General features: G+C 74.8%; 3 protein-coding genes (1 of these 3 only partly in view). All 3 read right to left on the bottom strand.

Features of this window, described 5'->3' with window-relative positions:
• Tightly spaced (each overlapping or abutting the next), the 3 genes in view from GEMRO_RS27985 to GEMRO_RS32420 form a layout consistent with a single transcriptional unit that may run on beyond the window.
• Window positions 1-3,252 carry the 5' portion of a non-ribosomal peptide synthetase gene (locus GEMRO_RS27985; protein ID WP_051328761.1) on the bottom strand. Its footprint begins 657 nt before the window's first position, so 3,252 of the gene's 3,909 nt are visible here — the first part of the coding sequence; its start codon is at window positions 3,250-3,252; the stop codon falls past the left edge of the window.
• Window positions 3,249-7,103, bottom strand: a complete 3,855-nt coding sequence (locus tag GEMRO_RS32415; protein WP_051328762.1) for a type I polyketide synthase — start codon at window positions 7,101-7,103, stop codon at window positions 3,249-3,251. The genes GEMRO_RS27985 and GEMRO_RS32415 overlap by 4 nt, the downstream gene beginning before the upstream one ends.
• Window positions 7,100-13,234: a type I polyketide synthase gene (locus GEMRO_RS32420; RefSeq protein WP_051328763.1), complete on the bottom strand. Its 6,135-nt coding sequence runs from the start codon at window positions 13,232-13,234 to the stop codon at window positions 7,100-7,102. Before GEMRO_RS32420 ends, GEMRO_RS32415 begins: the two co-directional genes overlap by 4 nt.
• Window positions 13,235-13,248: the final 14 nt, after the last annotated feature.

Here is a 13,248-nt window from a genome sequence, read left to right on the forward strand (position 1 = left end):
GTCGCGGGCAGCCCCGCCATAGGTCGGGCGCAGCACGGCCAGGTCGGCCACCAGGAGCAGCACGAACGCGGCCTGCTCCACCGCCTTCGCGGTGGGCGGATGGGCCACGGCGACCGGCGGGAGATGGGAGCCAAGGCGCACCAGCGCGTGCTCGACCGGGTCGTGGTAGTAGACGCCGCCTTCCACGCCCTCGACCCTGCCGGGCCGCACCAGGAGATGGGCCTGGACGGCGTAGAGCGAGCCGGCGGACGGGTAGCGGTGGCGGACCAGGCCGCCCTCCTCGCCGGCCAGGCGGCCCAGCATCTCGTCGAAGGCGGTCCGGGCGACCGCGGTCTCGGCGAAGTCGCGGACCGAGCGGCGGCGGGCGAAGTCGGACGCGGCGCTGCGCTGGCCGAGCGGCAGGCGCTCCTGGCTGTCCAGGCGGCGGCGGCCGGGGCGCTCCAGGACCTGGATGGCCTTGTCCTGGCCACCGGGCTCCTCCGCCGCCACCACGAAGGCATGCAGGGTCTTCTGGCGGGGCTGGCCGGGGACGGGCAAGGCGGCGGCGACCGCCTGGCGCACCGCCGGGTGCTGCACCAGGTGCGCCTCGATCTCGCCAAGCTCGATCCGGTGGCCGCCCACCTTCACCTGGAAGTCCTCGCGGCCCAAAAACTCGATCAGGTTGTTTGGCCGGAACCGGCCGAGGTCGCCGGTGCGGTAGCGGCGCTCGCCGGTGAGGGGGTCAGTGCGGAAGCGCTCTTCGCTGCGCGCCGGGTCGCCCCAGTAGCCGCGCGCCAGCCCGATCCCGCCGATCTCGATCTCGCCCACCACCCAGTCCGGGCACGGCCGGCCATGGGCATCCACCACGTGCATGGTCTGGTTGGACAAGGGCTGGCCGTAGGGCACCGAGGCCCAGGCGGGGTCCGGCGCGCCGATGGGGTGGAAGATCGACCAGATCGCCGCCTCGGTAGCACCCCCCAGCGACACCAGCTCGGCGTCCGGCGCCAGGGCGCGCAGCTTCGGCACCAGCTCCAGCGGGATCCAGTCGCCGGAGAGCAGGAACAGGCGCAGGGGGTGGTCGGGATCCAGGCCGTGCTCGGCCAGCATCGCCGCCAAAGCCGGCACGGTGTTCCAGATGGTCACGCGGTGGCGGCGGACCAGCTCCGCCCAGGCGGCCGGATCGCGGCGCTGCTCCTCGCCCGGCAGCACCAGCGCACCGCCGGCCGCGGGCACGCCGAACAGGTCGTAGACCGACAGGTCGAAGTTCAGCGCCGAGAGGCCCAGCACCCGGTCGGCGGGACCCACCCGCCAGCGCCGGTTCAGGTCCAGCACCGTGTTCAGCGCCGCGCCATGCTCGACCATCACGCCCTTGGGCTTGCCGGTGGAGCCCGAGGTGAAGATCACGTAGGCGAGGCTGGCGGGATCCACCGCCGGCAGGGCGGCAGGCTCGCCCTGCCCGTCCAGCAGGGCCGGCCAGTCCGGCACGATCGCGGAGGTATCGGCGATCAGCTCGGCGCGGCGGGCCGGCGGCAGCGCCGGGTCTAGCGGCAGGTAGGCGGCCCCGGCGCGCAGCACCGCCAGCGCGGCCAGGGCCTGCTGGCGGGACTTCGGCAGGTCGACCGCCACCACCTTCTCCGGCCCGGCGCCCAGGGCCAGCAGCCGGCCGGCGGCCAGGGCGGACAGCCGCACCAGCTCGGCAAAGCTGGTCTGGCCGCTCGCGTCGATCAGCGCCGGGCGGTCGGGCATCTGCTCGGCCTGGCGCAGCAGGCCGGCGAACAGGGGCTCGGGGGTGAACGCGACCTGCGGCGCCGGACGCGGCGGGAGATCCACCGAGGCGCCTACCGCGCCCGACCAGCCATCGCCGGAAGCCAGGCTGTCCAGCAGGCGGCGGTAGGCGGCGAACATCAAGTCCACCACGCCCGGCGGAAACAGGTCCTCCACCACGTCCCAGGAGGCGACGAGGTCGCCCTGTTCCTCCAGGACGTGATGGTCGATGGCAACCTGCGGGGTCTGGGTGATGGCGTGGACGGTGCGGCCGAGCCAGGCGAGCGGCGGCTCGCCGGCCAGGACGTCGTGGCCGAGCGTGCTGGTGAACACCGCCGTGGCGGGCAGCACGTCCGGGCGGTGGCGGCGCAGCTCGCGCATCACCCGCACACCGCTCATCCCGGCATGGTCCAGGTCCTGGGCCAGCCGCTTCTGCAGGGCGGTGGCGCGCCCGGCGAAGGTCGCCGGCGTGGCGTCGGATTCCAGAAGGATGGTGGAGGTGAAGTCGCCGACCACCCCGGCCATGGCGGGCGGGGCGGCGAAGGTGGTGAGCACCACCAGGAAGCGGGGCGTGCGGCTCCAGGCGGCCAGGATGTCGGCATAGGCCGTGGCCAGCAGGGCTGAGGGCGTCAGGCCGCGCGCGCGGGCGGCTTCCTTCAAGCCGGACCAGGCCGGGGCCGCCAGGCGATGGCTGTGCCGGGTGAAGCGCGGCGGGGCGGCGAGCGGCTGGCGCGGCAGGTCCGGGCCACCCGGCAGGTCCGTAAGGCGCGCGTTCCAATAGGCTTCAGCGGCCGAGGGGGTGCTGCGGGCCAGGGCCCGGCAGTGCTGGGCGAAGCTGGCGGAAGGGGCCGGCAGCACGGCGCCGGGATCGCGGCAGAGCAGGCCCCATTCGCGGAACAGCTGCACCATGCTGACCGCATCGGCGACCAGCAGGTCCAGGCCGACATGCAGGCGGACGCGATCATCCAGGAGGGTCGCGCGGATGTCGAACAAGGGCCAGGCGGCCGGATCGAACACATGGTGGGAGCGCTCGGCGCGCAGGGCGGCCAGGCGCGCCTCGGCATCCGGGTCGCCGCGCAGGTCCAGGGTGGCGATCCGGTAGGGCGGGACCTCGGGCAGGACCTGCTGCAGGTCGCCCCGCACCACCGCGCGCAGCATCGGATGGCGCCGGACCAGCCGGTTCCAGGCGTCCTCCAGGCGCTCCAGGTCGTAGGAGGGCGCCTCGAATTCGCGATAGGCGTGGCAGCCGACCCGGCCCAGCTCCATCTCGGCGGCCCGGCCGACCAGGTAGGCCTGCTGGATGTCGGTGAGCGGGAACGGTGCGCCAGGCTCGGCTTCGGCATCGTCGCCCTTCAGCCAGGCCAGGATCTCGTGCTTGCGGGCGCGCAGCGCGTCGCGGTCCCGGTCGGCCAGCACGCCCTTGGGGGCTCGCATGGTGAGCGCGTCGCCGTCGACCGCCAGGTGCACGCCGCGGCGTTCCAGGTCGCGGACCAGATCGGCGACGCTCATAGGGTCATGACCTCCACCTCGTCGGCCGCGGCGGCGCCGATCCGCGCATCCAGGCCGTCCAGGTCGATGCCGGACAGGAGGTCGGCCAGCTGCAGGCTGGTGCCGAAGCTGCGGTTCAGCCGGTTGCGCAGGTCGACCGCCATCAGCGAATCCAGGCCATAGGCGGTGAGCGGCTGGTCGCGCTCGACCTTGCGGCCGAGCACCCGGGCCACGATGGCGGCGACGTCGTCCTCGTGGCCCGGCTGCGCCGCCTCCGGGGGAAGCTCGGCGAGATAGCGCTCCAGCAGCGGGGCTGGCCCGGCCGCGGCCAGCAGGGCGCGGTCGAAGGCGGCGACCACCAGCCGCGCCTCCGGCCTGGCGAGCGCAGCGTCCAGCGCCGCCAGCGCCCGGGCGGCCGGCATCGGCCGGATGCCGCGGGCGTCGATGCGTGCCTGCTGGGCCGGGCTGAGATCGGCCACCATCCCCTCGCCTTCCCAGCGGCCCCAGTCGATCACCTGGGCGGGCAGGCCCTCCCTGCGCCGGAAGGCGGCGAACCCGTCCAGCGCAGCGTTGGCGGCGGCGTAGGCAGCTTGGCCGGCGGCACCGATGAAGCTCGCGATCGAGCCGAACAGCAGGAAGTGGCGGACCGGGTGGCGACGGGTCAGCGCGTGCAAGGTCCAGGCGCCGGCGAGCTTGGGCGCCAGCACCGCGTCCAGTTGTTCGGCCGACAGGTCACCCAGCAGGGCATCGCCGCGGATCCCGGCCGCATGGATGATGGCATGGAGCGGCGGCAGGCCCGAAAGTGCGGCAGCCATGGCGGCCTCCGCGCCCTCGCCCGCGATGTCCAGCGCCAGGGGCACCACCGGAACCGGCAGGGCCGGCAGCTCGCCCGGTTGGCGGCCGACCAGGACCAGCGCCTCGGCCCCGCGCTCGACTGCCCACCCGGCCAGCGCCCGGCCGATCCCGCCGAACCCGCCGGTGATCAGCACGGTGCCGGACAGGCGGGCGGGCGCGGGCGCCAGGGCCGGCAGGGAGACCAGGCGCGGGCGCTCCAGGCCATGGGAGGTCAGCCGGACCCAGGGCTCGCCGTCGCCGCGGCCCGTCTCGGCGGCGATGGCGTCGGGGCTCACCTCGCCCTCGACCTCGATGCAGCGCAGGTCCAGCCCGGGATGCTCGGCCCGCACGGCGCTGGCGAGGCCGGCCATGGCGCCGCCCACGGGCTCCTGGCCAAGGGAGCGGACCAGCAGGCGCACGGGCGGGGGTGCGGGCTGATCGGCCAGCCGGCGCAGTTCCTCCAGGAGCTCGGCCAGGTCCAGGCCGCCGGCCCCGGCTTCCAGGATGGTGGCCGGCCGGGCCGATGCCGACGCCGCGACAGGTGCGGGCTCCCAGCCGATGGTCGCCAGCCAGTCGTCGCCTGCGGCAAGGGTGGTGGCGCGCACGCGCAGGCCCTCGACCAGGGCGACCGGGCGGCCGCCGGCTTCCAGCACCACGTCGATCGCGGTCTGGTCCGGATCTGGCCGCAGGGACGCCCGTGCCTGCAGGGGACCCTCGACCGGTCCGGCCAGGGTCACCCGGTCGATGCCTTCCGGCAGCAGGGTGGCGTCGCCCTCCAGGGTGCCGCCGGCGACCTGCAGTGCCGCGTCGAGCAGGGCCGGATGGAGCGGCACCCCGTCGTCGCGCAGCTCGTCGGGCGGCTCCAGGCTGGCGACGGCATGGCCGCCGGCATGGTCCATCACGCGGATCGCCTGGAAGGCCGGGCCGATCGCGATGCCGCGCCGGGCCAGGGTCGCGCGCCAGGCATCCCTTCCGGTGGTGGCGGCATTGGCGGGCGGGGTGGTGGAGGGCCTAGCAGGGGTGGCGCTGGCGGTGGCCTCGGCGTGGACGGTCCAGCCGGCGCCGGCGCGGCTGGCGACGCTGATCCGGCCGGAAGGCTGCGCGATGGTGACCAGGCGGAGCGGCCCCGTCAGGACGATCGCCTCCAAAAAGCGGATGTCGGCCAGATGCGGCCGGCCCGGGGGTGCCGCGGCCGCCATCAGGGTCAGGAGCACCGCACCCGGCACCACCACCCGGCCGCCCACCTGGTGGCCGGCCAGCCAGGGCAGCCGGTCGAGGTCCAGCACCGTTTCGAGCTGGCGGTCGGCCGAGGGTGTGTCGAGGAACCTGCCGGGCAGGGGCGCAAGGGCAGGTGCAGCCTTGCTGCGGCGCGCCGGGAAGCGGCGGCGGTCGAGCGGCGTCGGCGGCAGGGGCACCCGGCGGCCGGGCTGCGGGCCGATCTCCGGAGGGCGGCCGTGCTGCGGCTCAGGCCTGGCCAGCTCTTCGGGTCGCTCGACGCAGACCCACCAGGGCAGCCGGGCGCGGCCGGTGGCGGCGCTGTGGCAGACGTCCGGGAAGCTGGCGGGATCGGCCGCCAGGAGGTCGCGGTAGCTGGCGACCAGCTCGGCCAGGGCGGCCGGGGTGCGGGCGGAGATCAGCAGGCGGGGGACATGGCCGGCCGGGCGCTCGGGTTCGTTTGTGGAAATCGCAGGCGCGGGGGTGACCACCAGATGGGCGTTGGTGCCGCTGAAGCCGAAGCTGCTGACGCCGATGGCGCGCAGATCCGCCGGGGCGGGCTGGACCGGGACGCGCAGGTCGGCACCGCCAAGCTCGATATGCGGGTTGAGGCGGCCAAAATGGAGCGAGCGCGGGACCGTGGCGCGCTCGGCCATCAGCACCGCCTTGATCAGGCCGGCCACCCCGGCGCCGGCGGCCAGATGGCCGATATTGCCCTTCAGGGAGCCGACCCAGAGCGGTCGGTCGCGCTCCCGGAACACCGCCGCCAGCGCGTGCATCTCGATGGGGTCGCCAAGGCCGGTGCCGGTGCCGTGCGCCTCGACGGCGTCGATGTCGGAGGGCACCAAAGCGGCGTTGGCGAGGGCAGCGCGGATCACCGCCTCCTGGGCGCGGCCGGATGGTGCGGTCAGGCCGGCCGAACGGCCGTCCTGGTTCAAAGCGCTGCCGCGGATGACCGCCCGGACCCGGTCTCCTCCCGCCTGGGCGTCGGCCAGGCGCTTGAGCACCACCACGCCGCAGCCCTCCCCCTGGCCGAAACCGTCGGCGTCGACGGAGAACGGCTTGCAGCGGCCGTCCGGGGCCAGCATGCGGGCGCGGCTGAGCGCCACGGGAACGTGCGGCTCCAGGAGCAGGTGGACGCCGCCGACCACGGCCAGGTCGCACTCGCCGCGGCGCAGGCTTTCCACCGCCAGATGGGCGGCGACCAGGGAGGAGGAGCAGGCGGTCTCCACCACCAGGGCCGGGCCGGTCAGCCCCAGCACGAAGGCGAGGCGCCCGGCGGCGACGCTGGCGACCGCGCCGGAGAGCATGTGGGGGTCGACCATGTCCGGATCGCTGAGCGCGCTCAGGAGATGGTCGGTGCTGTTCAGGCCAAGGAACACGCCGACCGGGCGGCGCTGCAGCCGGTCGGGGGCCTCGCCGGCATCTTCCAGCGCATGCCAGGCGACCTCCAGCAGGAGGCGCTGCTGCGGGTCCATGCTGGCGGCCTCGGCGGGCGAGATGCCGAACAGGTCGGCGTCGAACCCGTCGACATCGTCCAGGAACGCCGCTTCCCGGAAGCCTATCCGGCCCTTTGCGTCCGGATCCGGATCGTGCCAGGCGTCGCCGTCCCAGCGGTCCGCCGGAACCGGCCGGACCGCATCGCGGCCGGCCAGGAGGTTCTGCCAGAAGGCGTCGATGTCGTCGGCGCCGGGCAGCCGGCAGGCCATGCCGGTCACCGCGACCGGCGTATTCCGCTCCGATTCCAGCCGGGCGACCTTGGCGCGGAGCGCCCCGATCGCCCGGATCGAGTCGCGCAGGCGGTCGTTGAGGGCGTCGGTCATCCCACCGTCTCGCCCAGGTCCCGGCCGGCGGCGGCCAGTTCCTGCTCGAGAAGGGCAGCCAGCTCGTCGGTGTCGAGATCCTCGAACCCGTCACCAGGCCCGGCTGCCGCGGGCGGCGCCACGATCCCGGCGAGCGGGCCGCCTGCCAGGAAAACGGCCAGGTCCCGGCAGGTCGGGTGGTCGAACACCAGCGTCGCCGGAAGCTTGGCGGCAGCCAGGGTCGCCAGGGCGTTGCGCAGTTCCACGGTCATCAGTGAGTCGAGGCCCAGGTCGCGCAGCGGCGCCTCCGCCGGCACCGCGTCCGGCCCAGGAAGGCCCAGGATGCTGGCGGACGCGGTGCGGACCCGCTGCACCAGCGCGTCGAAGCGGGCATCCGCGGGCAGGTCGCGAAGGTCGGCGGGCACACCTGCCGGCTTCGGTGCGGCGGGGGTAGCGGCGGCTTCCGGGCGAGCTGTACGGCTGGGGGCGACCGCGTCGAAGAACGGCGGCAGGGCGTCGCCGAACCGGGCGCAGAACACCGGCCAGTCGACGTCCATGATGCCGAGCGTCGCGGCCGGCTGGCCCATGGCGCGGCGCAGCGCCCGGGATGCGGCGGCAGGCGGCATCGGGCGCAGGCCGCGGCGGGCGACCTCCTCGCCGACTTTGGCCGCGGCGCCGACCTCGCCCCAGGCGCCCCACGCGACGCTCAGGCCCGGCAGGCCCTCGGCGCGGCGCCGCTCCGCCAGCGAATCCAGGAACGCGTTGGCGGCGGCGTGGTTGGCCTGCGCGGCCGATCCCAGAAGTGCGGCGGAAGAGGAGAACAGGACGAAATGGTCGAGCGGCAGATGGCGGCTCAGGCGGTCGAGCAGGTCGGCGCCGGTGACCTTGGGGGCGAGCACCCTTGCCAGCCGCTCGCCGTGCTGGCCGGCCAGCACCGCATCGTCCAGGGTGCCGGCCACGTGGAAGATGCCGCGCACCGGCGGGTCGCAGATGGCTGCCCGCTGCATCAGCGCCCCGATGTCGTCCGGGCTGGAGGCATCGCAGCGGACCACCGTGACGGCGCAGCCCTCGATCTCGACCGTGCGCGGGGTGGGGCCGGCCAGGACCAGATGGCGGGCGCCGGCAGCCGCGAGGTCGGCCGCGACCTGCCGGCCGACGCCGCCCAGGCCGCCCACGACCAGGTAGGTGGCATCCGGCCGCATCGCCGCCGGCTCGGCGGGCATCGGCTGCGGGAGCAGGCGCAGGGCGTGGAGCTGGCCGCGGCGCACCGCCAGCCGGGTTTCGGCGCTGCCGTGCTCGACGACCTGCCGGGCCTGGGCGGGATCGTCGGTGTCCAGAACGGTGACGCGCAGCTCCGGATGTTCCAGGGCCAGGGTGTTGGCCACCCCCAGCAGGGCCGCCTGGGCCGGGATGGTCCGCTCGTCCGGCAGGACGCTGCGGGCGCGCTCGGTGACCAGCCAGAGCCTGGGCGGCGCCGGCATGGCGACGGCGGCGCGGGCGAGATCCAGGACCGCCTCGACCATCGCCTGGACCTCGCCGGCCTCGCGGATGCCGATGGCGCGGGTGTCGAGGATGTCGGTGGCGCCCTCCAGCGCGTCCGGCCCGTGGATGGCGCGGCCGTTCTGGCGGCGGGCCAGATAGACGACCAGGCCCGAGGCGGCGGCGGTGGCCTCGGTGCCGGTGTCGAAGGCCTCGGTCTCGAAGCCGGCCTGGGCCAGCAGGTCCCGCCAGGAGGGCTCCGGCAGGAGGGCGTAGTTCGGGCGCAGCCCCCGGTCGGCGAAGCGCCACATGCCTTCGGTCAGCCCGAAGGTCAGGTCGCCCCAGAGCATCGGGCGGGCGTTCTCGACCAGGAGCAGGGCGCCACCCGGACGGAGTAGCTCGCGGACCCGGGCAAGCGTGGCGGCGAGATCGGCGGTGGCGTGCAGGACGTTGGCGGCGACCACGATGTCGAAGCCGGCGGGCTCGACGCCCTGGTCCGCCAGCGGGCGCTCCAGGTCAAGGACGCGGCCGTCCAGGCCGAAGCGGCGGGTCCCGGCGGAGACGAAGGCCGGCGAGACATCGGTGAACAGATAGTGGTCGCCCGGGCGCAGCCGGCCCAGCAGGGCCTGGGTGGTGCCGCCGGTGCCGCCCCCCACCTCGATGACCCGGGCCGGGCCGAAGCCTGCCAGGAGCTCGGCGAAGGCCTCGGCGGCCACGGCGTTGGCCGCACCGGTGAACGGCGAGTCCTTGTAGAGGGCGGTGGAGGCAGACAGGTCGCCGCCCGGGAACAGCAGGTCCAGCGGATCCTGGCGCCCCTCGATCACCGCGCGCAGATGCGGGCCGCAGCGCATCAGGAGGTCCGCCTCGGGCAGGTCCGGTGCTGCGGGCAGGTCCTCGGCGGGAGCGCCGGCGCTCTTCAGGAGGTGGGCGTAGAGGTCCTGGTAGGCAGGGGCCGGCTGGGCGGTGGGCAGATCGGCCACCGCGACGTAATGGCGGGCCAGCCGGTCCAGGGCCTGGGCGGCCGGGGCATGGCGGTCGAGTTCGGCGCGGCGGTCCTGCGCGACCTGCCCGATCCGGCGGGGCTGCCAGACGGCGCGGTAGAACCAGGAGGCTTCCGGGCTGAGGGTCGTCGCGGTGCGGGTGGCGGGTGCGCGCAGGATCGCCTCGTTGGCGGCGCGCAGCAGGTCCGGGCGGGCGGCAGGCTCGTGATGGGCCGCCAGGATCAGGTAGCGCATCAGGCCGCGGCGGAGGGCCTGCATGATGTTGTGGTTGGAGAGCAGGTGGCGGCGGGTCAGCTCGGAAAAGCCGTAGCGGGCGACCAGCCGGTCGACCTCCTCGGCGAAGCCCGGGTCGTCCAGGAAGTTGGCGACCTCGGTGCTGGTGTCGACGCAGGCGGTGATCCGCAGGCGCTGATGGGCGAACAGCTCCGCCCAATCTGCAGGCGTGGGCGTATAGGAGGCGGTGTCGAGGGCGGCGATCCGGTCGCCGTCGGCGACAAAATCGGCCATCACCATGGCACCGCCCGGGTTCAGGTGGCTGCCGATATTGGCGAACAGGGCGGCCTTGTCGGCGATCAGGCCGGCGACCTCGAAGCCGAAGATCAGGTCGAACCGGCCGGGGAACGGGTCCTTCGCGCTGTCGCCGTGATGGATGTGGACGCGGGACGAGAGGCCCCGAGCGGCGGCGCGGGCCTGGCCCACGGCGACCTGGCGGGCGGAGATGGTGAAGCCATGCAGATCCAGATGCGGGGCGCGCTCGGCGAGCGTGATCAGATCGGCGCCGTGGCCGCAGCCGAAATCCATGACCCGGCGGATGGCACCTAGGTCGAGGCTGTCGAACGCCAGCTCCTTGATGGCACGCTGCGAGCGGGTCAGCAGCGCGTGCTGCGGGCCGGCGGCCGAACCCTCGAACAGGACGCGGATCCAGGAAAAACCCGGCTCCGGCGCGTCCAGAAGGCCGAAGGTCAGGTGGCCGTCGACATGGCCGTCTGGCTGTTCCTCGTAGGTGCGGGCGATCTCGGCCAGCTGGTCGTAGAAGCCCCAGACCTTCTCCTCGCCGACCGCCTCGGCCGGGCGGGGCGGCGGGGCGGACGAGCTGCCGCGCACCAGGGTCGGGTCGTCCAGCCAGTAGCTCTGCCGCTCGAAGGGATAGGCGGGGGTGTGGGTGAGCGGCAGGTGGAAGGGCTGGTCGAGGGTGGGCCAGTCCGGGTCGCAGCCCTGGCGGTGCAGCTCGGCCAGGCTCGCCAGCAGCACCGACCACGGCTCCCTGCCGCGCGCCAGGGTCGGCAGCGCCGGCAGGATCCCCCGGGCAAAGCCAGCCAGCACCGGCTGCGGCCCAAGCTCGACCAACAGGTCGCAGCCCAGGTCCTTCAGCGCAGCCAGCCCCTGCTCGAACCGCACCGGCGAGCGCGCATGCGCCCGCCAGTAGGCGCCGTCCCAGCGCGGCGGCACGCTGCCGCCCAGGTTGCCGACCACCGGCACCTGCGGCGCCCCGTGCGGCAGGCCGGCGGCCGCTTGCGCCAGCTCGTCCAGCATCGGCTCCAAAAGGCGCGAGTGGAAGGCGTGGCTCACCGGCAGCACGTGCACCGCGAGGCCCGCCCGCTCCGCCTGCGGGTCGGCCGCCAGACGCTCCACCGCCCCTGAGGGCCCGGCCACGGTGATCGCCGCCGGGGCGTTGTAGGCGGCGATCTCCAGCTCCGGATGGTTGCGCAGCAGGGCCTGCGCCGCCGCGCGCGGCCCCAGCAGCGCCGCCATCCCGCCGCCTGGCGGCAGGGCCTGCATCAGCCGGGCGCGCTTGGCGATCAGCTTCGCCCCGTCCTCCAGGCTCAGCACCCCGGCCAGCACCACCGCGGCATACTCGCCGACGCTGTGGCCGAGGAGAGCGGCGGGCTCGATCCCGTAGGCCTGCAGCTGCCGGCCCAGCCCTACCGCCAGGGCGAACAAGGCCGGCTGGGCGTAGCCGGTCTGCCCAAGGGCCGCGCCGTCGGCGAACAGGTCCTCCAGCCTGCGGTCCAGCCCCATCACCGCATCGCAGCGCTCCAGCACCTGGCGCAGCACCGGCGCCCCTGGCAAAAGGCCCAGCGCCATCCCGGCATAGGCGGAGCCCTGCCCGGTCACCAGGAAGCCCAGCTTCGGCCGGCCATTCGGCCTGGCTGGCTGCGCCGCCTGCAGGGCCTGGGCGGCGCCGGCGCCATCACTGGCCGTGACCGCCAGGCGCCAGGGCAGCCTGGCCTGGCGCAGCGCAGCGCTGTGCGCCAGGGCCGGCCAGTCGGCGCCGTCGTGCAGCCGCGCAAGATAGCCCTGGCGCAGGGTCTCCAGCTGGCTCTCGCTGCGCGCCGCCAGCGGCAGCACCGCCACCGGCCGGGCCGGGACGTCCGGCGCGGCCGCCGGGGCTGGAGCCTTGGTCACCAGCACATGGGCGTTGGTGCCGCTGAAGCCGAAGCTGCTCACCCCCACCGCCTGTAAGGGCTGGCGCTCGAGCCGGGTCGGCACCCGCAGGTCCGCGCCGTCCAGCTCGATGTGCGGGTTGAGCCGGGTGAAGTGCAGCGACGGCGGCACGGCACCCTGCTCCACCATCAACACCGCCTTGATCAGCCCGGCCACCCCGGCCGCCGCCTCGGCATGGCCGATATTGCCCTTGACCGAGCCGACCCATAAGGGCCGCTGCCGCCGGCCGTACACCGACGCCAGCGCCTGCATCTCGATCGGATCGCCCAACGACGTGCCGGTGCCGTGCGCCTCGATCGCGTCGACCTGCTCCGCCGACAGCCCGGCATCGGCCAAGGCTGCCCGCAGCACCGCCTCCTGCGCCGGGCCCGACGGCGCGGTCAGCCCGGCCGAGCGGCCGTCCTGGTTCACCGCACTGCCCGCGATCAGCGCCCGCGCCCGGACACCTTCCCCCGCACGCCGCAGCACCACCACACCGCAGCCCTCGGCATGGCCGAAGCCATCGGCCGAGGCGTCGAACGGCCGGCAGCGCGAGGAGGGCGAGGTGGCGCCCAGCTTGCTGCTGGCGACCAGGCCCTGGGGCGAGAGCAGGAGGTGGACGCCCGCGGCGATCGCCATGTCGCACTCGCCGGCGCGCAGGGACTGCATCGCCAGGTGGACGGCGACCAGCGAGGACGAGCAGGCGGTGTCGACCGAGATGGCCGGCCCGGTGAAGTCGAAGGTGAAGGCGACCCGGCCGGCAGCGATGCTGGTATGGGTGCCGCTGGCCGACCAGCCGCCGATCAGGGAGGGATCGGGGGAGCCGCGGCCGGTCAGGCCGTAATTGTTGTTGTAGAGGCCGACGAACACGCCGACCCGGCCGCCATGGGTGGGATGGCCGAGTTCGCCCGCGTCCTCCAGGGCCTGCCAGACCGTTTCCAGCAGGATCCGCTGCTGCGGGTCCATGGCCTCGGCCTCGCGCGGGCTGATCCCGAACTGCGCGGCGTCGAACCGGTCGATGGCGCCGATCAGGCCGGCCTCGCGCTGGCGGGTCTTGCCGGGTGCCGCCGGGTCGGGATCGTACCAGAGATCATGGTCCCAGCGCTCGGGCGGGATCGGGCCCACCGCATCGGTGGCGGTGGACAGGAGGTTCCAGAACCGCTCGGGCCCCTCGGCCTGCCCGGGCAGGCGGCAGCCCAGCCCGACGACGGCGATGGGCGCCGGGCGCGTGGTCGCGGCAGCGTCCATCTTGTTCGTCCCCT

The organism is Geminicoccus roseus DSM 18922 (assembly GCF_000427665.1).
GTDB classification, from domain to species: domain Bacteria; phylum Pseudomonadota; class Alphaproteobacteria; order Geminicoccales; family Geminicoccaceae; genus Geminicoccus; species Geminicoccus roseus.